Below are 23,574 nucleotides of genomic sequence, written 5' to 3'. Positions count from 1 at the left end.
TGTGGTAACGAACGTGGCAGCTCCTCATATCAAGGAGTTGGATAATGCGCAGTATCAATCCGTTTGAAATTTGGCTTTTCCCTCTACGCAATTCCCAATCGCGTAACGCCCTCCCCCATTGCCTCTCCATCCTCGGAGGTGGCCAATGACCGACCAATCTGAACTCAAAACCATCGGCCTGACACCCGCAATCTACTGTGCGGATCAAGCGCTGTTTCATGTCACTCGCGGCGTTCCTCTCGGCGATGCGTTGTCCATGGCCTCCGATTTTCTGTTCCTGGCTAAAACGCTCACTGAAGATGCTGCTTATGCCAGAGACACCGACCGTCACGCCTGGGCTGCGCATTATCTGACTTCGATGAGTAAGGCGTTGGTGGATGATGCGGTGAAGGTGCTGACGCGGGATCGGACTTGTGCGTCGGCCTCCAGGCAAGCGGGGGTAAAGGCTGAGGGGTAGTGATTGAAACACTGAAATAGCTTCAGATTTCAGAAGTCAGGCATGACGCTTGTGGGAACGGGCTGGGTTGCGGTGGCCAGGGTATTCAGCGGGATATGTGGATGCCTTGCGTTTTTCGCGAGCGAGCTCGCTCCTACAGTGGATTTGCTACAACCCAATGGCTATTGGACCGACCATCCGAATAACCTCAGGATTTGTACAGCTGACTAAAATTCAGTGGGGGATCTCTTCAACGAGCCCTTACAAGGCGGGAGGTTTTACGATGAAGGTCGTAACTTCGCTGGCGTTGCTGGTAGCGGCAGGATGGATCTCCGTGGTTGGTGCAGCCCCGAAGCAAATCGTTGCCGTTCCCTTGAATGCAACTACTCACAATGCCGGGCATATCGCTCAGGCCATTCTGACCCCCTTGAACAGTAGTGAGACGGCGCTCTCATTGTTCGTGGGCGGTGTACCCATTGGCACTGCAATTCCGGCGCACTTGTATACCTATATCTACTCGGGAAGCTGCGCCAGGCACGAGCCCAAGCCGGTCTATTCACTCAATCGCATCGTGGCTGACAACTTCAACGAGCAGGCGGGCATCCAACTCTGGAAGAGCGTGCCTATGGCTTATGACTCGCTGCGGTCCGGCGGATACGCGCTGGTGATGCGGACAAGCCCGGCCGATGGGAATCCCGATATTTTCTGTGGTGAGCTTGGTTAAGGGTTTTCCCCGCTTCCATGCATAGCGTGGGAGCGGGGGATTATCCCTCTCAGGCTGCTTGCAGTATGACGGTGCTCATTCAACAGCAGATGTTGATTGCCTTGCGTTTTTCGCGAGCAGGCTCGCTCCTACAGTGGGTTGGGTTTCAGCTTGGCTTTTTGTGGTGGTTGGGCTGGCGCTATCGCGAGCAAGCTCGCTCCCACAGGGGGCTTTGTGTGTTTAGTGAGATTTGGGATTAGTCCCGGGGTTTTCGGGGCTTTTTATTGCTTGGGGCAAAGTAAATGCTGGGGATTCGGTTTTGAGATTTCCGGCCTCAGAGTGCTTCCGGTGGGGTGCCTTGGGTCGCGACAAATCAATTTTCAGCCACTTCTCCAACTAACAATAAATCAGCCCGCCCAATTCACTCAATATATTTCAGATAAACACCAAACATTATTAGGGTGATACTTAATAACCAACCTAATCCCCATGAGACAATCAACATCCACTTTAAGCCTCTCGGGAAACTTTCGACTTCCACAAGATCCACAATACCTCTCTTCGCGGAAAACCTCGGCATTATCAGGACCATAGTGAGAACGCCACTACGCACAACCTTCCCAACAAAACCCATATGAGAAAATGCTGACCTGTTAATATTTATGAAATGACTATTGCGCAACAATGTTTCCGATTTTTCGGTGTAAACATGCACAATGTAAACCAACCATATCGCTACAAATACTAATGAACCCAGCATTAACAATGATACTAGGCCGAGGGGGATATTATTCATTTCGCTACTACTTCATAGAGGTATTCACCAATGTGCTCACCCGCCATTTCGCCTATCCGTCCACCTCCCACTCCCCCCACTGCACCGCCAACTACGCCGCATACGAGTGCACCAGGCCCGCTACTGGCGATACCTAACACCAACATGCACCCAAAGATCGTTGCCTGCCCTCCAAAGCTCCCTACAACGGCTCCACCAACAAGGCTTCCCGCCAAAGAAGAGCCCTCGACATACTTCGCCTTCGTACACTCATCCTCCCGTCCCAACGCACATGCCTGCTTGATCTTCAGCCCCGCAGAGGCAACCTCCAGCGCAGTGCCGATGTAGACTCCTCGCTTGATCAGCTTCGCCGCCCTGGCCACGCCACTGACCTTCTGCGCATATCCGGCAATCTCGCCAGTACTCATGTAACTCTTGGTCGAAATCCCCAGCATTCGTTTTATCGAACCTTGGGAACGAAGCCCCGAGCCGTAGGAGGCTACATTGCCCAGTTGTTTTTCCAGCTTGACGAACAATCTGGCGCGTTCGCTGTAGAACCTGTCTCTGGCGGCAATAGATCCGCTGCGCAGATAGTTTTTATGGGCCTGTTCGATCTCCTCTAGCGTGGTCTTTATCGCGGCCATGTGTTTGCTCCACCCATCACTGACAACCCCGGCGCCAATAGCGCCATCGTCGAGTAAGCCCTGCAGCAACTCGAAGTTGTCGAGAAAGAAGTCGTCGGCGTCGACTTGATTAGTCAGCAGGGCGAGGTGAATGTCCCTCGCCTTGGTCATCAAGTACGCCTCTTGATGGGTACTGGATGAGGTCGTTACATCACCGATGATCACTAACTCGCCTGCCAACACCACAGTGTTGGCGATATGGCTGTTGAGTGCATCAAACTTGTTTTTTGCAATGCCAGTTAGTCGCAGCTCGGCCTTGAGAGATTCGAAAGACTGGGTTCGGAAATTGATAAACGCTAGAGGCTCTGTCATCTGTGCCTCACGAATATCTTTTATTACCGATGCGATCCCAGCCGCCCGCGATGTTACCGCCGCCGGCACCATCACTGCGTTTTTGCTGGGTGTACACGGTTTTAATGCGGCCATAATTCAGTTGCACGATTTCAATTGGAACGCCGGCTGCAGCATTTTGCGCGTAATCGGCGATGATGACTTCCTCGAGCACGATCTCGTAGTACTTGAGCTTCTCGGCACCCGCACGGCTTAGCACCAGGGTGACTTCTTTCAGGTGCTCACCGGCGCAACTGGCTTCCATCAGTTTGCAGCTGGACTTGTCCAGCGTTTTGGTAAAAGTGAAATGGCTCAGCGTTGTCCGGCCGGCAGTTGCGCCACCGGCAGAGCTGGCGGTGGCTGAAGTGCTTTGACAGGTGCTAAAGCTATAGCCACTCACTTCGATCCAGTTGCGGTATTTTTCGTCCAGCGCTTCGCCTGGAATACCTTCGATTTTGATAAAAGCGTCAAACGCCATGAGACCGCTCCTTGGCAGGGTGGATTGTCTAGTTTTTAAAGGACCAGGAAATCTACGCCGTTCGGAATCAGCGATGCCTCATTCAGCCATCGCCAAAAAACAGAATCAGATGTTTCCGATTCTGTTTCGGCAGTCGGATGTAGGACGTTTCCACGCCGTAGGCATTGGAGGTTGGTTCTGTTGCGTCGTCAGCTTTGATGGTGGTTAGGCTGGCGCTATCGCCAGCAGACTGGCTCCCACAGGGGTTTTGTGTGGTGGCTGGGATTTGGGATTGGCCTCGAAGTTTTTCGGGGCTTTTTAGTATTCGGCTCAGGGAATGGCTTTCGGGTTACGGCGGAATGAATCAGCGCATCTGCACCATAGAATGGCCCACGGTTCTGATGCTTCTTCTCACCTGTAATGCTTGCTATACATCCCCCATCGACAGACCCTCCGGGCATTAGGCCAGTGTGTGAACGCCCCCTGCACCACTCATCTAGACTTAATGGATAGTCGTAGGCAGAACCGAGCACGTCGCTTTGGTGCGGTTCGATCAATAGCAGCGTGGCAAGCTGCCCTTTATGCCCAGTAGAGGCGCGGCGAAGACCGTGCCGGGCACAACAAGATGCCCGTTCAGGGTGCCCTGGCCAACGGCCAAATTGCCACGATACCGTGACGTGGTGTGAGTGCCGCAGCCGACACTTTCGGACGACCGACAACCTTCTGGTTTGTCCGTGACCGTGAGGATTGCTGAATGCCTGATGAGATGTTGCACCTGCCTGTGGTCAACAGTCTGCTGGAGCGCCATAAGGGCTCTGCGGGTGCGCTGTTGCCCATTCTTCATGATATTCAGGAGCGCATTGGGTACATCCCTGATGTCGCCGTCCCCGAGATTGCCCATGCCCTGAACCTGAGCCAGGCCGAGGTTCGTGGGGTGATCAGTTTTTACCATGACTTCCGTACTGCGCCGCCCGCGCGGCATATCCTGCGGCTGTGCCGGGCTGAGTCGTGCAAGAGTCGCGGTGCCGAGCAGTTGGCTGCGCAGTTACGTGAGCGTCTGCAACTGGATGACCACGGCAGCAGCGCCGATGGCAGCATCAGTTTGCGTCCGGTGTATTGCCTCGGCGCTTGTGCCTGCTCGCCTGCCCTGGAGCTGGATGGCCGGGTGCATGCGCGGCTGAGTGCCGAGCGTCTGGATGCCTTGCTCGACGCTTGCCGGGAGGACGCGTGATGCCGACTCTTTATCTGCCCTGTGATTCGCTGGCCCGTGCTGTTGGTGCCGACGAGGTCTCCACGGCCCTGATCACTCAGGCCAAGGAACGCAATCTGCCACTGGAGCTGCAGCGCACCAGTTCGCGTGGCCTGTATTGGCTGGAACCGCTGCTGGAAGTGGACAGCCCGCAAGGTCGTATCGGGTTTGGCCCGCTGACTGCTGCCGATGTGCCGTCCGTGCTTGATGCGCTGCAAGGCGAGCCGTCCGCCCATCCACTGGCCTTGGGCCTGGTGGAGGAATTGCCCTATCTGAAGACACAACAACGCCTGCTGTTCGCCCGCGCAGGCATCACCCGGCCATTGTCGCTGGACGATTATCGAGCCCACGGCGGTTTCGAAGGTTTAACAAGAGCCATCACCCTTGGCGGCGAGCAAACTGCGACCGCGGTGTTCGATTCAGGCCTGCGCGGCCGTGGCGGCGCGGCCTTCCCCGCCGGGATCAAATGGCGCACGGTGCGCGGCACTCAAGCTGCGCAGAAATACATTGTGTGCAACGCCGACGAAGGCGACTCCGGCACTTTTGCTGACCGCATGTTGATGGAAGGCGATCCCTTCCTGCTGATCGAAGGCATGGCCATTGCCGGCATTACCGTCGGCGCCACTTACGGCTACATCTATGTGCGCTCGGAGTATCCGGATGCCGTGGCCACGCTGCGCAACGCGCTGCAGATTGCCCGGGAGAACGGCTACCTCGGCGCCAATGTCGGCGGCAGCGGCCAGGCTTTCGATATGGAAGTACGCGTCGGTGCCGGTGCTTACATCTGCGGTGAAGAAACCGCGCTGCTGGACTCCCTCGAAGGCAAGCGCGGGATCGTGCGCGCCAAGCCGCCGATTCCTGCCTTGAAGGGGCTATTCGGCCAGCCGACGCTGGTGCACAACGTGCTGACCCTGGCCTCGGTGCCACTGATTCTGGCCAAGGGTGCGCAGTTCTATCGTGATTACGGCATGGGCCGCTCCCTGGGCACCATGCCCTTCCAGTTGGCGGGCAATATTCGTCACGGCGGGCTGGTGGAACGGGCCTTTGGCCTGACCCTGCGGGAACTGGTGGAAGACTACGGCGGAGGGACCGCCAGTGGCCGGCCGCTGAAGGCCGCGCAGGTCGGCGGCCCGCTCGGCGCCTGGGTGCCGCCTTCGCAATTCGACACGCCGCTGGATTACGAAGCCTTCGCCGCCATCGGCGCGATGCTCGGTCACGGTGGTGTGGTGGTGGCTGACGATACGCTGGACATGGCCCATATGGCGCGCTTCGCGATGGAGTTCTGCGCCGAGGAATCCTGTGGCAAATGCACGCCGTGCCGCATCGGCTCGACTCGGGGCGTAGAGGTGATCGACCGCTTGCTGGCCGCGCCTGACCAGAACGGTCGCGATGAGCAGGTGATCATCCTCAAGGACCTGTGCGACACCCTGCAATACGGTTCGCTGTGCGCGTTGGGCGGCATGGTTTCCTTTCCGGTCGCCAGCGCCCTCAAGCACTTCCCCGCCGACTTCGGCTTGCAGCCCTCGGAGGCCGAGCAATGATTACTCTCTTCGACCCGAAAACCGATATCGATCTGGGCACTCCGGCCCGCGACAGCCAGGTGCAAGTCACCCTGAACATCGACGGCCGCAGCATCAGCGTGCCCGAAGGCACTTCGGTGATGCGCGCCGCTGCGCTGCTGGGCACCACCATTCCCAAACTCTGTGCCACCGACAGCCTGGAAGCCTTCGGCTCCTGCCGCATGTGCCTGGTGGAGATCGACGGCATGCGCGGTTATCCGGCGTCCTGCACCACGCCGGTCAGCGAAGGCATGACCGTGCACACGCAAACGCCGAAGCTCGCGACGCTGCGGCGCAACGTCATGGAGCTGTACATCTCCGATCACCCGCTGGACTGTCTGACCTGCTCGGCCAATGGCAACTGCGAGCTGCAAACCGTGGCCGGTCAGGTCGGCCTGCGGGAGGTGCGTTACGGCTATGAAGGCGACAACCATCTGGCCGATGTGAAGGACACGTCCAACCCCTACTTCGACTACGACCCGAGCAAGTGCATCGTCTGCAACCGCTGCGTGCGCGCCTGCGAAGAAACCCAGGGCACCTTTGCCCTGACCATTACCGGGCGTGGTTTCGAATCCCGCGTGGCCGCTGCCGGTGGCGAGAATTTCCTCGAATCGGAATGCGTGTCCTGCGGCGCCTGTGTGCAAGCCTGCCCGACCGCGACCCTGATGGAAAAAAGCGTGGTCGAACTGGGTCAACCGGAACGCAGCGTGATCACCACCTGTGCCTATTGCGGCGTGGGCTGTTCGTTCCGCGCCGAGATGAAAGGCGATCAGCTGGTACGCATGGTTCCGGACAAAAACGGCCATGCCAACCACGGCCACTCTTGCGTCAAGGGGCGCTTTGCCTGGGGCTACGCCACCCACCCGGATCGCATCACCAAACCGATGATCCGCAAACACATCAACGACCCGTGGCAGGAAGTCAGCTGGGATGAAGCGGTGACCTACGCCGCCAGCGAATTCCGTCGGTTGCAGCAGAAATATGGCCGCGATTCCATCGGTGGGATCACTTCCAGCCGCTGCACCAACGAAGAAACCTACCTGGTGCAAAAACTGGTGCGTGCGGCCTTCGGCAACAACAACGTCGACACCTGTGCGCGGGTCTGCCACTCGCCGACCGGCTATGGCTTGAAACAAACCCTGGGCGAGTCCGCCGGCACCCAGAGTTTCGACTCGGTGATGCAAGCCGACGTGATCCTGGTGATGGGCGCCAACCCCAGCGACGCCCACCCGGTGTTCGCCTCCCAGCTCAAACGCCGCCTGCGTGAAGGTGCGCGGCTGATCGTCATCGACCCGCGGCGCATTGATCTGGTGGACACGGTGCATGCCCGCGCCGAACTGCACCTGGCCCTGCGCCCGGGCACCAACGTCGCCATGCTCAACGCATTGGCCCACGTTATCGTCACCGAAGGCCTGCTCAACCAGGCCTTTGTCGACGCCCGCTGCGAGGGCAGCGATTTCGCCCGCTGGAGCGAGTTCGTCAGCCGTGCGGAAAACTCGCCGGAAGCCCTTGGCCCTGTCTGCGGCGTCGCCGCTGCCGACATCCGTGCCGCCGCTCGTCTGTATGCCACCGGCGGCAACGCGGCGATCTACTACGGCCTGGGCGTCACCGAGCACAGCCAGGGCAGCACCGCCGTCATGGGCATCGCCAACCTGGCCATGGTCACTGGCAACATCGGTCGTGAAGGCGTGGGCGTGAACCCGCTGCGCGGGCAGAACAACGTGCAGGGTTCCTGCGACATGGGTTCCTTCCCCCACGAATTGCCCGGTTACCGGCACATCTCCAACGAGGTGGTAAGGGCGCAGTTCGAACAGGCCTGGAATGTCACCCTGCAACCCGACCCGGGCCTGCGCATCCCGAACATGTTCGAGTCTGCCCTGGCCGGCAGTTTCAAAGGCCTGTATTGCCAGGGCGAGGACATCGCCCAGAGCGATCCGAATACCCAGCACGTCACCGCCGCTTTGTCGGCGATGGAGTGCGTGGTGGTGCAAGATATTTTCCTCAACGAAACCGCCAAGTTCGCCCATGTGTTCCTGCCGGGCAGTTCGTTCCTGGAAAAAGACGGCACCTTCACCAATGCCGAGCGGCGCATCTCCCGGGTGCGCAAGGTCATGGAGCCGCTGGGCGGCAAGGCCGACTGGGAAGGCACAGTTGCGCTGGCCAATGCTTTGGGCTACCCGATGAACTACAAACATCCATCGGAAATCATGGATGAAATCGCCAGCCTGACGCCGACCTTCACCAACGTCAGCTACGCCGAACTGGATCGCCACGGTAGCCTGCAATGGCCGTGCAACGCCGAGGCACCGGACGGCACGCCGACCATGCACATCGAGCAATTCGTGCGCGGCAAGGGGCGTTTCATGCTCACCGGCTACGTGCCCACCGAGGAAAAGGTCAACGCTCGCTATCCGCTGCTGCTGACCACCGGGCGCATCCTCAGTCAGTACAACGTCGGCGCCCAGACCCGGCGCACCGACAACGTCGCCTGGCACGACGAAGACCGCCTGGAAATCCACCCGAGCGACGCCGAAAGCCGTGGCATCAACGAAGGTGACTGGGTCGGCATCGGCAGCCGCGCCGGCCAGACCGTACTGCGTGCGCGGGTCACCGAACGGGTCGCCCCGGGCGTGGTGTACACCACTTTCCACTTCCCGGAATCGGGCGCCAACGTGATCACCACCGACAACTCCGACTGGGCCACCAACTGTCCGGAGTACAAGGTCACCGCTGTGGAAGTCAGCCGCGTCTATCACCCTTCGGAGTGGCAAAAACGCTATCAGGCGTTCAGTGACGAACAGCACCGTCTGTTGAATGAACGCCGTCAGGCGAAAGCGGAGGTACGCCGATGAGCACTGAAAACCTGATCAAGATGGCCAACCAGATCGCCCAGTACTTCACCAGCGAACCGGACCAGCAACTGGCCGTACTCGGCGTGCGCAATCATCTGCAGATGTACTGGACGCCCGGCATGCGCAAGGAGTTGCTGGCCTGGCAGACGGAGCATCAGGGGGCGGATTTGCACCCGCTGGCGCAGGCGGCGGTCAGTGGGGCGGGCTGGGAGGCTTAGGTTCAACCTGCTGGCTGCCCCCCCTGTAGGAGCGAGCTTGCTCGCGAAAAACTCAAGGACACCGCGCTTATCCAGAATTCGCGCGTTATCGTTGACGTCCATCGCGAGCAAGCTCGCTCCTACACATCTTTCCGTGACGCCGTCACCGTCACTTCAATCGCCCGGACACTGATCGCCGCGAATGTCGCCGTCATCAGTACGCCGTTGAACCCCAGCAACACCGCCAGCACTCGCGAGACGCCGAGCTTGGGCACGAGCTCGCCGTAGCCGATGGTCAGGCCCGTCACGAAGGCGAAATAAACACCGTCATCAGGGCTCCACCCTTCCAGGTGAGCGATGATGAGGCCGAACGCAACGATCACTAGAAGCAGTATAGAGAAGATCGGCCACACCACTTTGAAGTAGAACCAGACGGCTTTGTAGAACTCGTGGCGGACGTTTGATGCACGGGCGAGGTTCATGTCGTGGGCTTCCTGGGGTTTGCCTGACCGGCAATTGAATGCGCAGCGGTTCAATACCCCGTTCAGCTTGGCACAAGCGCTGAAAACTGCGACCAACGGGGCGTTATCTCTGGCGAGGACTATGACAAAGATGACGCCCCACAAACTATCCAGAAACCGCCTGCTGTTGGATTCCTTGTAGGAGCGAGCCTGCTCGCGATGGTCGTTAACGATAACGCGTGTTTCCTGTTTAAACGCGGCGCTCTCCAGTCCATCGCGAGCAAGCTCGCTCCTACAAAAAAATTGCCATCATCGGTGGTGATGGCAGGTTTATCCCTCAGTTGGCTTCGCTTTCCCGAATCAGCTTCTTGTTGATCTTGCCAACACTGGTCTTGGGGATTTCGGCGACGAACTTGAACTGCTTGGGGATCGCCCATTTGTTGATGCGGCCGCCGTCGACGAAGGCTTGCAGGTGCGTTTCGAGGATCTTGCGGTCCAGGTATTGCCCCGGCTCGCTGACGACCATGGCCATGGGGCGTTCGCCCCACTGTTCATCGACGATACCCACCACCGCGACGGACATGACGGCCGGGTGTTCGCTGATCAGGCTTTCCAGTTCCAGGGAGCTAATCCACTCGCCGCCGGTCTTGATCACGTCCTTGATGCGATCCTTGATTTCCACGCCGCCCAGCTTGTCGATCGAGGCCATGTCGCCGGTGTGCAGCCAGCCGTTGTGCCACAGCTCCGCGCCTTTGTCCGGGGCTTTGAGGTAGCCCTGGGTCAACCACGGCGCGCGCACCACGATCTCGCCCAGGGACTCGCCGTCATGGGCCACGTCATTGCCCTCGGCGTCGATGATCTTCAGGTCGACCAGCGGCACCGGTGTGCCGGTCTTGATACGGGTCGGCAGTTGGGCTTCGGCGGATAGCTGGCGGTCTTCGTCGCGCAGGTAGGTCAGGCACAGCAACGGGCAGGTTTCCGACATGCCGTAGCCGGCGTGCACCACCATGCCTTTGGCGCTGGCTTCACTGGCGATGCCAAGGGTCAGCGCACTGCCGCCGAGGAGCATTTTCCAGTCGTCGAAACGGGTCGCCTTGCCTTCCTCGCAGTTGAGGATCATCTGCAGGATGGTCGGCACGCAGTGGGAGAAGGTCACCTTCTCTTCGCGGTACAGCTTGACCAGGCTGTTGGGTTCGTAGCGGCCCGGATACACCTGCTTGATGCCCATCAGGGTCGCGACATAAGGCACGCCCCACGCATGTACGTGGAACATCGGCGTGATCGGCATGTACACGTCGTCGGAACGCAGCAGCGGCTGGCCCTGATAGACGCCCAGGGTGCCGACGGCATTCAGGGTATGCAGCACCAGTTGCCGATGGCTGAAGTACACGCCTTTCGGGTCGCCGGTGGTGCCGGTGGTGTAGAACAGCGTGGCGACCGAGTTTTCGTCGAAATCGGGGAAGTCGTATTGGTCCGGGGCCAGGGACAGCAACTGCTCGTACTCACCGAACACCGGCAGTGACGTCGTGGTCGCCTCGTCATCGGTGAGCTGCAGGTAGCCTTTAACGGTTTCCAGCCGCCCGTGGATCTGCTCGACCAGAGGCAGGAAATCATCATGCACCAGCACCAGGTCATCCTCGGCGTGGTTCATGGTGAACAGCACCTGCTCCGGCGACAGGCGAATGTTCACCGTGTGCAGCACCGCGCCGATCATCGGCACGGCGAAGAAGCATTCCAGGTAGCGGTGGCTGTCCCAGTCGAGCAGGGCCACGGTGTCACCGGCCTTGACCCCGGCCGCCGTCAGCGCATTGGCCAGTCGACGGATGCGCTGGTTGAGCGTCTGGTAGCTGTAGCGCAGTTTGTCGGCGTAGACGATTTCCCGGCCCGGCTCGTAGCGCACGCCAGACAGCAGCAATTGCTTGATCAGCAAGGGATAGGCATAAGCGCCGTCGGCGGGCGGGATTATTTTTGTATTCAGCATGGTTGGAGTTCCTTGTCCTTCGATCAGAACTGGTCGGCTTGCAGCTCGTAGAGGCAGTCGCTGCCGGCCTTGGCCGATGCGCTCAACGAGTGGATACGCGGCAGCAAGCGGGCAAAGTAGAAGCGCGCGGTCGCCAGTTTGCTGGTGTAGAAATCGTCCTCGGCATCCCCGCTCATGACGACCTTGGCCATGCGCGCCCACATGTAGGCATACGCGGTGTAGCCAAACACGTGCAGGTACTCGACCGAAGCCGCGCCGATTTCGTTCGGGTTGCTCTGGGCCCGATCCAACAACCACGCGGTCAGCTCGTCGAGGATGTCCACGGCGGCGTTCAACGGCTTGGTGAACTCGCCGAGGTCAGCGCAGGCATTGGCGGTGAAGTTGCGGATTTCCGAAGCGAACAAGCGGTAGAGCGCCCCGCCGCTGCCGACGATCTTGCGCCCGGCCAGGTCCAGGGACTGGATGCCGTTGGTGCCTTCGTAGATCTGGGTGATGCGCACATCGCGCACCAGTTGCTCCTGGCCCCATTCGCGGATGTAGCCGTGGCCGCCGAAGATCTGCTGGCCGTGGAGGGTGGTTTCCAGGCCCATGTCGGTGAGAAACGCCTTGGCCACCGGCGTCAGCAGCGATACCAATTCCTGCGCGCGCTGGCGTGTTGGCGCGTCTTCGCTGTACTTGGCGATGTCCAGTTGCAGGGCCACGTAGCTGGAGAACGCACGGCCGCCTTCGTTCAAGGCTTTCATGGTCAACAGCATGCGGCGCACGTCCGGGTGCACGATGATCGGGTCCGCGGCCTTGTCCTTGTTCTGCGCGCCGGTGGGTGCACGGCTTTGCAGACGGTCACGGGCGTACGCGACGGCGTTCTGGTACGAGCGCTCGCCCTGTGCCAGACCCTGGATGCCCACACCCAGACGCTCGTAGTTCATCATGGTGAACATGGCCGCCAGGCCTTTGTTCGGTGCGTCGACGATCCAGCCGGTGGCGCCATCGAAGTTCATCACGCAGGTGGCGGAGGCCTTGATGCCCATCTTGTGTTCGATGGAGCCGCAGGACAGCGCGTTGTTTTCGCCCAGCGAACCGTCGGCGTTGACCAGCACTTTGGGTACCAGAAATAGCGAAATGCCTTTCGGGCCGGCCGGTGCATCCGGCAGTCGCGCCAGTACCAGATGGATGATGTTTTCGGTCAGGTCGTGGTCGCCGCCGGTGATGAAAATCTTGCTGCCGCTGACCTTGTAGCTACCGTCGGCCTGGGGTTCGGCCTTGGTGCGAATCAGGCCCAGGTCGGTGCCGGCGTGGGCTTCGGTCAGGCACATCGAACCGGTCCAGGTGCCGGCATACATGTTCGGCAGATAGCGTTGCTTGAGCTCTTCGCTGGCGTGAGCCTTGATCGACAGGCAGGCGCCGGCGGTCAGCATCGGGTACAGGCCGAACGACAGGCTGGCCGAGTTGACCATCTCTTCGACCTGCGCCGAAATCGCCTTGGGCATGCCCATGCCACCGTACTGCGGATCACCGCCGACACCGACCCAGCCGCCCTCGGCGAAGGCTTGATAGGCCTCGGCAAAACCGTCCGGCGCGGTGACCAAACCATTGCTCCAGGTACAGCCCTGTTCGTCGGTGGCGCGGTTCAAGGGTGCGATGACTTCGCCACTGATCTTGCCGGCCTCTTCGAGGATGGCGGCAGCGGTTTCTTCATCGATCACGTCGGCCAGGCCGGGCAAACTGGCCCAGAGCCGGGACACCTGGAAAACCTCGTTGAGTACGAAGCGCATGTCGCGCAGGGGAGCTTTGTATTCAGACATCTTGGCTTACTCGGAAGTGGTCAGGGCATGGGGCATGCCCGGACGTTCAGTGGATTCGGTGTTCTCGGCTGCGGTATCGGAACCCGGCTGCGGGGCCCGTTCGCGCAGCAGGAAATACGACAGGGCCGGAATCAGGATCAGCGCGCCGAGCATGTTCCACAGGAACATGAAGGTCAGCAGGATGCCCATGTCGGCCTGGAACTTGATCGGCGACCAGACCCAGCACACCACGCCGGCGGCGAGGGTGATGCCCACCAGCCCGACCACCCGGCCGGTAAACGAGACGGCGTTGCGGTAGGCCTGGGACAGCGGCAAGCCCTGGCGCTGGAAGTGCAGTTGCACGCTGAGCAGGTACAGGGCGTAGTCCACGCCGATGCCGACGCCGAGGGCGATCACCGGCAGGGTCGCGACTTTCACGCCGATGCCCATGGCCACCATCAACGCTTCGCAGAGGATCGAGGTCAGCACCAGCGGCAACAGCGCCACCAACGTGGCCCGCCAACTGCGGAAGGTGATCAGGCAGAACAGCGTCACCGCCGCGTACACGTACAGCAGCATGGTGTGATTGGCTTCACGCACCACGATGTTGGTCGCCGCCTCGATACCGGCGCTGCCGGCGGCGAGCAGAAACTGGCGATCGTCGCTGCTGTTTTCTTTGGCGAACTTGTCAGCAATCGCCACCACCGCATCCAGGGTTTCGGCTTTGTGATCCTTGAGGAAAGCGATCACCGGCATCAGCGAGCATTCGGTGTTGAACAGCTCCGGCGAGTTGACCGAGGCTTGCTGCGCGGCGTAGTTGAGCACGTCCTGATTGCGCTGGATGCTGTTGAGCTTGGGGTTGCCTTCATAGGTGCCGGCGGTGATCTGGCGTACCGCGTTGACCAGCGAAGCAGTGGCCTGCACGCCCGGATACTGTTGCAGCTCCCAGGCCAGGCGGTCGGCGAGCACCAGGGTCTTGTAGTTCAGGCAGCCTTCCGGCGCGGTCTTGATCATCACGGCGAACAGGTCGCTGGACAGCGCGTAATGCTGGGTGATGTAGGCGTTGTCGCGGTTGTAACGCGAGTCGGCGCGCAGCTCCGGCGCCCCGCTTTCCAGGTCGCCGATCTTCAGGTTGAGGCTGACCACGTAACCGCCAATGCCCATCAATACGGCGACCAAAACGGCGCCCGTAGCCCACTTGGCGGTGGTGAAGCGATCGAGCAGATCCCAGAGTTTGCCGAAACCTTTATGCTTTTCGGCACGGGTGTCGATTTTCAACGCACGCTCGGCGGCCTTGGCGCCAACACCGACATAGGACAGCGCCACCGGCATCAGCAACAGCGAGGTGAAGATCAGCACCGCGACGCCGATGCTGGCGGTGATCGCCAGGTCCTGGATCACCGGGATATCGATCAGCATCAACACGGCGAAACCCACGGCGTCGGCCAGCAACGCAGTGACACCGGCAATGAACAGACGGCGGAAGGTGTAGCGCGCGGCGATCAGTTTGTGGGTGCCACGGGCGATGTCCTGCATGATGCCGTTCATCTTCTGTGCCGCATGGGACACGCCGATGGCGAAGATCAAAAACGGTACCAGCACCGAGTATGGATCGATGGCGTAACCGAGCCAGGCGACGATGCCCAGTTGCCAGACCACCGCGATCAGCGAGCAGCCGACCACCAGCAGAGTGCTGCGCACGCAACGGGTGTAGGCGTAGATGATGGCCAACGAGGTGACCACCGCCAGACCGAAGAACATCATCACCTGGATCAGGCCGTCGATCAGGTCGCCCATGAGCTTGGCGAAGCCGATCACCCGCACCTTGTAATGGCCGGTGCCTTCGACTCCGGATTTACGCGCAGCGCTGTCGCCGGCGTATTCGATCTTGTCGCGCAACTGCGCTTCGAGCATCTGCGAGAAGGCGTGGTAGTTGATGCGCTGGCCACCTGCCGCGGCTTTGTCCAGCAGCGGCACGATCAGCATGGTCGACTTGAAGTCGCTGGCCACCAGGCTGCCGACAATGCCGGCGCGGGAAATGTTCTGGCGCAGCTGTTCGATCTGTTCAGGCTGCCCTGAATAGGTGTCGGGCATCACCGGGCCGCCCTGGAAACCGTCCTCGGTGACTTCGGTCCAGCGCACCGCCGGGCTCCACAGGGACTTCATCCACGCGCGGTCGACGCCTTCGGTGAGGAACAACTGGTCGTTGACCTGCTTGAGTACGTCGAGGTATTCGGGATCGAAAATATCGCCCTGGGTGTTCTCCACCACCACCCGCACCGAGTTGCCCAGACCGCGCAGCGACTGGCGGTTTTCCAGGAAGTTCTGGATGTACGGCTGGCTCTGCGGAATCATTTTCTCGAAGCTGGGGCGCAGCTCCAGGCGAGTCACCGCCATGTAGCCCAGCACCACCGTGGCCAGCGCCATCAACAGCATGAACAACGGGCGGAAGTTGAACACCAGCCGTTCGAGGAGGTTGCCGGAGCGCTGGTCGAAATCACGCACATCGCGGATCACCGGCATGGCGTCTTGTTTGATATTGCCCATGTCTGGGTTCTCGCTCTTAGGGTTCGAGGGCTGGATCGGCGGACAGCGTCCGGGCACCACGGCTGCCCGCCAGCACCAGGGCGCCGTCGGCGGACTGGGTTGCGCCGGCGACCGGTGTCGGTGCCGGTTGCTGCAGCAGATGCAGCTGCGTGCCCGTCCCCTGGCTGACCAGCATCTGCCCGCCCTGGGTGAACAAGCGGTAGTTGTCACGGGCATCGATCAGGCCCGCGGTGATGCTGACGTGCAGGCCGGTTTCCAGTGCGCTCCAGCTCTGGCCGCCGTCGGTGCTGCGCAGCACGTTGCCGCGCAGGCCGTAGACCAGCACTTCGCCGGGCTTGCCGAGCACGCCGAAGAAGTTGCCCTGATACGGCGTCGGCACGGCATTGAAGCGTTGGGCGCTGTCGTCCCACTTGAGCAACAGACCCTGCTCGCCGGCGATGTACAACGCCTCGCCGGTGGAGGCGATTGCGTTGAGGTGCAAGCTCTGCGGGTTGTCGGTGCGATCCTGGAACGGGGTCCAGCTCTGGCCACCGTCGTCGGTGCGCAGGATCAGGTTGAACACGCCGACCACATAGCCGGTTTTGTCGTTGGCGAACCAGACGTCGAGCAGCGGTTTATCCGCGCCTTGATCGACTAGTCGTTGGCCTTCCATGGCCAACTGGGGCCATTGCTCGTTGCCCGGCTCGGCCTTGGCCAGCGCCGAGTAATGCTTGATCAGCAATTCGCCGATCTGGCGACCGTCGAGTTGCTTCTTCCAGGTCGCGCCGGCGTCGCTGCTGTGCAACACCACGCCGTCATTGCCCACCGCCCAGCCCTGGGTGGCGGTCGGAAAATTCACTGCGGTGAGATCGGCACTGACCGGCACGGAGGCCTGCTGCCAATGCTTGCCCGCATCATCGGAAAACAGAATATGGCCACGCTGGCCGACGGCAATCACGCGCCCGCCGGCGCGGGCCATGCCGGACAACGGGCTGTTGATCGCCAAGGCGCTGACCCTGGCGGGCAGGTCCAGCACGTCGACGTATTCGGCCGCATGGGTGACGCCCTGCAACACGCCGAGCACAACGCCCAACGCCAGCTGCAAAATATTATTTTTATACGAACACATGCTGCGTCCTCTTCGGAAAACCGCGTCGAGGCACACTTGCGTGTGCCTGACGTGCAGGTCATGCCGTTTGTAGGAGCGAGCCTGCTCGCGATGGACGTTAACGATGACGCGTGCTGTCTGGATACCCGCGTCGCCCTCTGGTCCATCGCGAGCAGGCTCGCTCCCACAGTGGATCTTGGCTTAGCGAATGCCGGCGCCTGCCAGGGATTCCGACGACCACTGCGCCTTGGAGAGCGGCTCGATGTACTTGATGCCGCCGTACGGGCCGACCACACCGTTGATGTTGTACGAACCACCGACCAGGTCGTAGATCATGAAGGGCGTCGAATCCGGCACCTGCTTGTCATAGCTCTGGCTGAGGAAGGCGAAGGAGCCGCGATAGAGCTGACCACGGGCGTCATATTGATCCGAGGCCAGAGCGGTCCAGCTGTCTTCGTCGAGGTAGAAGCGACGCTTGGCGTAAATGTGACGGGCACCTGCCTTGAGGTTGCCTTCGACGACCCAGACGCGGTGTTTTTCCCAGCGCACGAAGTCCGGTGCCAGGTGGTTGGCGGTGGTCAGCGACTTCGGGTCCTGGACGTAGGTCAGCTTGTAGGTGTTGTAGGGCACGATCATTTCCTGCTTGCCCACCAGCTTCCAGTCGTAGCGATCCAGCGCACCGTTGAACACGAACACGTCATCGTAGGTGCCCGCACCCGCGGTACCAGGGTTAGGCGTGTCGTAGGCCAGGTTCGGTGCCAGTTTCACCCGACGCTGACCCGGCAGGTATTGCCAGGCGCGACGTGGCTGCTGCAGCGGGTTGGCGGCGTCCTTGAGCATCACCGCCTCGCCGGCCCGGCGCGCAGGGCCGGTGTACGACAGCTTCATCTGGTAGTACACATCGGCGCTGCTGATCGGCTGCGAGAGGTTTTCGTAGATCGGGTAGGAGATGTTCGCTTGTCCGGTGGTCGCCAGGCTTGGCACGCCGGCGGAGTCGACGTTCCACGAGTCGTACTTGGAGCTGATGCTCACGCCCTGGTAACGCAGCAGGAAGTTCCACATCGCTTCGTTGCCCGACTGCGGAATCGGGAACGGTACGCCCGGCAGGACGTTGTCGATGGCCAGGCCACCTTCGAGGGACTTGGCGCCGCTGGCGTTCTTCACGCCGTTATCCAGAATGGCCTGGGGCAGCGAAACGGTACGGTGCGTCGGGAACACGTCGACATGGAACGTCGGGAAACGCTTGGCCAGTTCTACCGTGGTCGCCGTGAGCAGGCCCTTGTATTGGTCGACGTTCTTGCCGTCGATTACCAGCAGCGGTTTTTCGCTGGCAAACGGATCCGGGCGCATGCTGTCACCGGATTTGAAGCTGGCCGGCGGCGTCGTCAAGCCTCCGTTGTAGGCAGGAATGGAACCATCAGCGTTCCCGGCTTTTTCAGCGCCCACCATGGTCAGGCTGGTGCCTAGCTTGGCAGCTTCCTGGGTTGAAACAGCGGCCTGTGCCTGGGCGGCAAGGACCATGGCCAGCGAAGCGGCCAACACGGTTTGTGCGAATTTCATCTTGTTATTCTCCTGCTTGCATTGAGCAAATCAGTGGTGAATCAAAAGGTTGTTTTCATCGTCAGGTACACGGCGCCACGGTCCTCAGTCGTGGCACCACCTCCGGAGAAGGACGAATAGCCACCGGCGAAACAGGCGAAGTTTTCATTGCCGCTGAAGGCGTTCGGGGTGGAGCCGTCACCACCGTTCGGGCCGGTACTCACACCGCTGACGTTGCACTTTTCGGTTTTGCCGAAGGAGTCCACGTACTTCAGGTCGACAAAGTATTTGTTGTACACAACGGCACCGACGCCCACGGCATAGTTGCCGGTGTCCTTGGCCCCGCCACCGGAGACCGGTGACACACCGGCGAGACCCACGTTGACCGACATCGGCGCGTTGAGGTCGACACCGGGGAACACCTGGTACCAGGTCGGTGTGAAGTTGACCGCGACGCCCCAGTTGTCCCGGGTCGGCGCGTCGATGCCGCGATAGCTGTCCTTGCCCTTGTAGAGCGCCTCGTTCTTGCTATCGAGCTTGAGCAGGTTGCTGTAGTACAGCTCGGCAAGCACAGTTGCCTGATCGAACACCGGCGTTTTCGGCAGGGTCATCAAGCCGTTGAGCGTCCAGTGCAAGGTGTCGCCAGTAGCGCTCATGCTGTCGCCGCGACTCGGGGTGTCGTAGATCACACCGGTGACGTCCGTACGTGCAGGCAGCAGACCCAGACCTTGACCCAGGCCCAGCGGGCTGCGGGTACTGACAATCGCGGGAATACTGGCCAGCGGCATGTTGTGACGAATGTTCAGGTCCGAACCGACGCTGATCCCGCCCACGTCCTTGGACAGGCTCAGGCCAAAGATCTTGATGTTGTCGGCATACGCCAGTTGATAGGTGGCGGTGTCCAGTGAATTGAGGGTGTTGACCACCGCAGGCACTTGCCCTGCCGGCCGGGTGCCGTTGGGGTTGGCCGAGGTAATGCCCCTGGCATCCAGCCAGGCTTGCGGCAGGATTTCCGAAGTCTCGCGGTAGTAGATGCCGAGGGTGCCATCCAGCCAGGCTGGCGACCACTTGGCCATCACGCCCCAGTCGCCGCTGCTGCTCGGTGTCAGGTCATGCCCGCGACGCACGTTGGTCAAGGCGTTGCACGGCGCCAGGCCACAACCCAGCGGGCTGCCAGGCACCTTCGCGTTGGTGTTGCCGAGCAGGAACGACTGCGCACCATAGCCGATCAGATCCGAACCACCGTAGTAAGTACCGGCTTCGGGCAGACGCGCGGCGTCCCAATCGAGGAAGTACTGGGCGCCCACGGTCAATTCCGGATTGACGGTGAACGTCATCGACAGTTGATTGCGCGGGACGAACAGTTCCTTGGCTTCGGTGCCCGGCGACGCGGCAAGCTTGGCCAGGTCGAGGCCGGACTGGCCGTAGCTGACCGAGTGCACCGGGTTGAGAATGGTCTCGCCCCAGAACACGTTGTGCTGACCGGCCTTGGCGCTGAACATCGACTCCTCGCCCACTTCGGTGCTGTAGAACACGAAGGCATCGAGGATTTCGCCCGAAGGACCGCTGTAGTAGCGCTGGGCATAGTTGCTCAGGTGCGGGCTGCCATTGCCGACGTTGTCATGGGTGACCGCAGCCAGGCGCGGGTCGTTGGCGATCAGGCCCGACGTCGATCCATTGCCGTTGACGAACGGATTGGAATTGGAACCGGTGTTGTCGTAGGCCTTGTCGTACCAGCTGGCGGCGCTGACGCGAAAGCCCATGGCGTTCTTGTAGACCACATCCATTTCGGTCAACAGGTCGACACGGTTGGTGATGTTGGTGCCGGCCTTGCGGAAGTTGTAGTCGCCGTCGTTGTTGTTCGGCGTTCCCAACATGCGCTTGTCAGCGCTTTCGGTGCGCACGCCGTAGTTGTACTTCACGGTGTTATCCAGGCGCGCGGTCCAGTCCGGGTTGCCCAAATCGAGCTCGACCCCATGGGCCGCCGGCGCGATGACGGCCAGAATGGCCGAGGCCAACAAGGTGTAGCGCGCTACGGTGAAGCCGTGACTCTTATTGTTGTGCATTGCGTTGTCTCCGCCTTTTTGTATTTGTTTTAAGCGCAGCCGCCCTCACGCAAACATGGATGGGTTTGCGTTTAAGGAATGAGGGCAAATGCCGGTTGGCGTACTGCCAGTCCAGCTCCTTGTACTAGCGGTCCAGCTCCAGGATGAGTGCTTCGGCTTGCTGCCAGTGGCCAAATCCTGCGGCCGGATTGAGGTGGCCGACATCGCCCAGATTGAGCAATTCGGCGCCCCAGCCTTCTGCCATGCGGGTGACCGCAGGCAGCGTGGCAAGGTGATCGTTGGTGCTGCCGGCCACAATGCTGCGGAACGGCAGCGGGCCTTGGGGCAGAGGATTCCAGCCCTGGCTACGCAGGGTTTCGGAGGATGGATAGTTTGCCGGCCAGACCGCATCGAGGTCCGGTGGCGCGGCCAGCAAAGCGCCCTTGACCGGACGGCTGTAATGCGCCGCCCAATGCGCGACCATCAGTACGCCGGCACTGTGGGCCACCAGAATCACGGGGCCGTCGATCTGCTCGAGTTCGTGCTGGATTGCCCGGACACGGGCCATGCAGTCGAGTTTGTCGGTTTCCAATGGCGGGACGCTGCGCACTTTGCCCAGCCTGGCTTGCAGCAACGTTTGCCAATGTTCAGCCACGTGCTCGCGCAGACCCGGGACGATCAGAACGGTGGCGGCAGTTTGCAATTTGTCCACGTCAACACCTTCGCTTTCTCGATAACTCGACTGGCTGTTTGCGCCAGGGGCTTTTTGTAGGGTCGACATTAAAGAGCGCCCACCCGAAGCGCTTTACATTGGACGTCAGGCACTTTTCTTTTGATGACAAATTGTCGGACATCCGGACAGCTCGACCACTGGTCGAAAAACCCCGCAGGTTGGCGCAGGGTCACTGTAATCAATGGATCAGGGACGATTGCTTCAAACAACACCGTTGATTCGCGACCGGACAACATGAAAACCATCAACGACATGACAACTGTTCAACTGTTGATACGCTGGATATAGTCGCCACGCTCACGCCAATCGCCATCGGCACAGGGAAGCCCCTCGCATGACCAAGCTTGTTCGCGCCGCCGTCTTGACCAACTACCTGGAGGTCACCCAGTACCTGGGTTTCAACCCGCGCGATGTCATGGCAGCCGTCGGTCTGAGCAAAGCCCAATTGCAGGCCCCTGAACACCGCATCCCCATCGATGCCGCCGTGCGCCTGCTGGAAGACTCCGCCGCCGCCAGCGGCTGCCAGACCTTCGGCCTGAGCATGGCCGAGTCGCGCCAGCTCTCGGACTTCGGCGTGGTCAGCCTGCTGCTCAGCCACCAGCGCACCCTGCGCGATGCCTTGCAGGTCGTGGTGGACTACCGGCACCTGATGAATGATTCGCTGGCCATCTTCATTGAAGAGGCCGGCAAGATGGTGATCATTCGCGAAGAGGTGGTCACCGAAACGCCAATGCCCAGCCGCCAGGCTACCGAACTGGCCATTGGCGTGATGTTCCGGCTGTGCTCGGCCCTGCTCGGCTCGCACTGGCACCCCTACAGCGTCAACTTCATGCACCAGCCACCGGACAACCTGCACCTGCATCGCCGGCTGTTCGGCTGCAACCTGGAGTTCGGCAGCGAATTCAACGGCATCGTCTGCCCCGACATCAGCCTCGACATGACCAACCCCAACGCCGACCCGGCCATGGCCCGCTACGCCCAGAGCTACCTCGACTCACTGCACAGCCACGAAGGTGCCTCGATGCTGTTCGAGGTGCGCAAGGCCATCTACCTGCTGTTGCCCATGGGACGCGCCACCATCGAACAGGTAGCCCAGAGCCAGGGCATGAACGTACGCACCCTGCAACGCCGCCTCAAGGACGACGGCTGCGCCTTCAACGACGTGATCAACGATGTGCGTCGAGATCTGGTGCTGCGTTACCTGGATAACCCGAACTACTCGCTGAGTCGCATTGCCGACATGCTCGGCTACTCGATGGCGAGCTCGTTTACGCGGTGGTTTATCAGTCAGTTTGGAATGCCGCCGGCGACTTGGCGGGCACAAAAACAATCCACAGCAAAACCTGTCGCAGGCCCGAAAGAATCCTGAGTCGAGCACACAAAAAAAGGTTCTTCATGTAGGAGCCAGCCTGCTGGCGATGGACTCAAGCGCGTCGCGTTAATCCAGTTCACACGCGTAATCGTTAACGACCATCGCTGGCAAGCCAGCTCCCACAAAGGACCGCGCCCACGCTGAAACTGTAGGAGCCAGCCTGCTGGCGATGGACTCCAGTGCGCCGCGTTCATCCAGTTCACACTGCGTAATCGTTAACGACCATCGCTGGCAAGCCAGCACCCACAAGGGACCGCGCCCACGCTGAAACTGTAGGAGCCAGCCTGCTGGCGATGGACTCCAGTGCACCGCGTTAATCCAGTTCACACCCGTTATCGTTAACGACCATCGCTGGCAAGCCAGCTCCTACAAGTGACCATGCCCACGCTGAAACTGTAGGAGCCAGCCTGCTGGCGATGGACTCCAGTGCGCCGCGTTCATCCAGTTCACACCCGTTATCGTTAACGACCATCGCTGGCAAGCCAGCACCCACAAGGGACCGCGCCCACGCTGAAACTGTAGAAGCCAGCCTGCTGGCGATGGACTCCAGTGCGCCGCGTTCATCCCGTTCATACGCGTTATCGTTAACGACCATCGCTGGCAAGCCAGCTCCCACAAGGGACCGCGCCCACGCTGAAACTGTAGGAGCCAGCCTGCTGGCGATGGACTCCAGTGCGCCGCGTTTATCCAGTTCACGCGCGTAATCGTTAACGACCATCGCTGGCAAGCCAGCTCCTACAAGTGACCATGCCCACGCTGAAACTGTAGGAGCCAGCCTGCTGGCGAT

17 protein-coding genes are annotated in these 23,574 nt (G+C 60.6%); 7 read left to right on the top strand and 10 right to left on the bottom strand.

Annotated elements, in window-relative coordinates; all coding sequences use genetic code 11:
* Positions 1-145: 145 nt before the first annotated feature.
* Positions 146-457, top strand: coding sequence for a DUF3077 domain-containing protein (locus ACEN8Z_RS07515; RefSeq protein WP_495597231.1), 312 nt, complete (start codon positions 146-148; stop codon positions 455-457).
* Between the two features lie 262 nt (positions 458-719).
* Positions 720-1,160 (top strand): hypothetical protein, encoded by a 441-nt coding sequence (locus tag ACEN8Z_RS07510; protein ID WP_442095776.1) that lies wholly within the window; start codon positions 720-722, stop codon positions 1,158-1,160.
* 771 nt (positions 1,161-1,931) lie between these two features.
* Here the strand turns inward: ACEN8Z_RS07510 and ACEN8Z_RS07505 are convergent.
* Positions 1,932-2,909 carry a hypothetical protein gene (locus ACEN8Z_RS07505; protein ID WP_495597230.1) on the bottom strand — a complete coding sequence of 326 codons (978 nt, stop codon included), beginning with the start codon at positions 2,907-2,909 and terminating at the stop codon, positions 1,932-1,934.
* Between the two features lie 7 nt (positions 2,910-2,916).
* Positions 2,917-3,405 carry an Hcp family type VI secretion system effector gene (locus ACEN8Z_RS07500; protein ID WP_495597229.1) on the bottom strand — a complete coding sequence of 163 codons (489 nt, stop codon included), beginning with the start codon at positions 3,403-3,405 and terminating at the stop codon, positions 2,917-2,919.
* A 733-nt stretch (positions 3,406-4,138) separates the two neighbouring features.
* Between ACEN8Z_RS07500 and ACEN8Z_RS07495 the strand changes: the two genes are divergently transcribed.
* From ACEN8Z_RS07495 to ACEN8Z_RS07480, 4 genes are read left to right on the top strand one after another with little or no spacing between them, the layout of a single operon-like run.
* Positions 4,139-4,615 (top strand): formate dehydrogenase subunit gamma, encoded by a 477-nt coding sequence (locus tag ACEN8Z_RS07495; RefSeq protein ID WP_007982711.1) that lies wholly within the window; start codon positions 4,139-4,141, stop codon positions 4,613-4,615.
* Complete coding sequence (locus tag ACEN8Z_RS07490) at positions 4,615-6,174, top strand: formate dehydrogenase beta subunit (protein ID WP_495597228.1); 1,560 nt, start codon at positions 4,615-4,617, stop codon at positions 6,172-6,174. The genes ACEN8Z_RS07495 and ACEN8Z_RS07490 overlap by 1 nt, the downstream gene beginning before the upstream one ends.
* Entirely contained in the window at positions 6,171-9,044 is a 2,874-nt protein-coding gene (fdhF, locus tag ACEN8Z_RS07485; protein ID WP_495597227.1) for a formate dehydrogenase subunit alpha, read from the top strand. The genes ACEN8Z_RS07490 and fdhF overlap by 4 nt, the downstream gene beginning before the upstream one ends.
* Positions 9,041-9,262, top strand: a complete 222-nt coding sequence (locus ACEN8Z_RS07480) for a formate dehydrogenase subunit delta (RefSeq protein WP_007993881.1) — start codon at positions 9,041-9,043, stop codon at positions 9,260-9,262. The genes fdhF and ACEN8Z_RS07480 overlap by 4 nt, the downstream gene beginning before the upstream one ends.
* Before the next feature lie 119 nt (positions 9,263-9,381).
* On the opposite strand, the gene ACEN8Z_RS07475 is transcribed toward ACEN8Z_RS07480, so the two are convergent.
* The 8 genes from ACEN8Z_RS07475 to ACEN8Z_RS07440 form a co-directional block, all read right to left on the bottom strand.
* Positions 9,382-9,723 carry a potassium channel family protein gene (locus ACEN8Z_RS07475; protein ID WP_495597226.1) on the bottom strand — a complete coding sequence of 114 codons (342 nt, stop codon included), beginning with the start codon at positions 9,721-9,723 and terminating at the stop codon, positions 9,382-9,384.
* A gap of 316 nt (positions 9,724-10,039) precedes the next feature.
* A complete protein-coding gene (locus ACEN8Z_RS07470) occupies positions 10,040-11,683 on the bottom strand; it encodes a fatty acid--CoA ligase (protein ID WP_495597225.1) in 1,644 nt (547 codons plus the stop codon).
* Between the two features lie 23 nt (positions 11,684-11,706).
* The gene (locus ACEN8Z_RS07465) at positions 11,707-13,485 is read right to left on the bottom strand and encodes an acyl-CoA dehydrogenase C-terminal domain-containing protein (protein WP_495597224.1); all 1,779 of its coding nucleotides are present in this window, start codon (positions 13,483-13,485) and stop codon (positions 11,707-11,709) included.
* 6 nt (positions 13,486-13,491) lie between these two features.
* Complete coding sequence (locus ACEN8Z_RS07460) at positions 13,492-16,011, bottom strand: efflux RND transporter permease subunit (RefSeq protein WP_495597223.1); 2,520 nt, start codon at positions 16,009-16,011, stop codon at positions 13,492-13,494.
* A gap of 16 nt (positions 16,012-16,027) precedes the next feature.
* Positions 16,028-17,119, bottom strand: coding sequence for a WD40/YVTN/BNR-like repeat-containing protein (locus ACEN8Z_RS07455; RefSeq protein WP_495597222.1), 1,092 nt, complete (start codon positions 17,117-17,119; stop codon positions 16,028-16,030).
* Between the two features lie 180 nt (positions 17,120-17,299).
* Positions 17,300-18,658, bottom strand: a complete 1,359-nt coding sequence (locus ACEN8Z_RS07450) for a DUF1329 domain-containing protein (protein ID WP_007993891.1) — start codon at positions 18,656-18,658, stop codon at positions 17,300-17,302.
* 41 nt (positions 18,659-18,699) lie between these two features.
* Positions 18,700-20,703, bottom strand: coding sequence for a DUF1302 domain-containing protein (locus ACEN8Z_RS07445; protein ID WP_495597221.1), 2,004 nt, complete (start codon positions 20,701-20,703; stop codon positions 18,700-18,702).
* Between the two features lie 124 nt (positions 20,704-20,827).
* Positions 20,828-21,394 carry an RBBP9/YdeN family alpha/beta hydrolase gene (locus ACEN8Z_RS07440; RefSeq protein WP_495597220.1) on the bottom strand — a complete coding sequence of 189 codons (567 nt, stop codon included), beginning with the start codon at positions 21,392-21,394 and terminating at the stop codon, positions 20,828-20,830.
* A 355-nt stretch (positions 21,395-21,749) separates the two neighbouring features.
* Here ACEN8Z_RS07440 and ACEN8Z_RS07435 point away from each other — a divergent pair, with 355 nt between their 5' ends.
* Entirely contained in the window at positions 21,750-22,784 is a 1,035-nt protein-coding gene (locus tag ACEN8Z_RS07435) for an AraC family transcriptional regulator (RefSeq protein ID WP_442095787.1), read from the top strand.
* Positions 22,785-23,574 lie beyond the last annotated feature (790 nt).

It is taken from the genome of Pseudomonas sp. Pseusp10, from assembly GCF_059492225.1.
The sequence above is the reverse complement of the archived record's forward strand: the minus strand, read 5'-3'. Positions and strand labels throughout refer to the sequence as shown.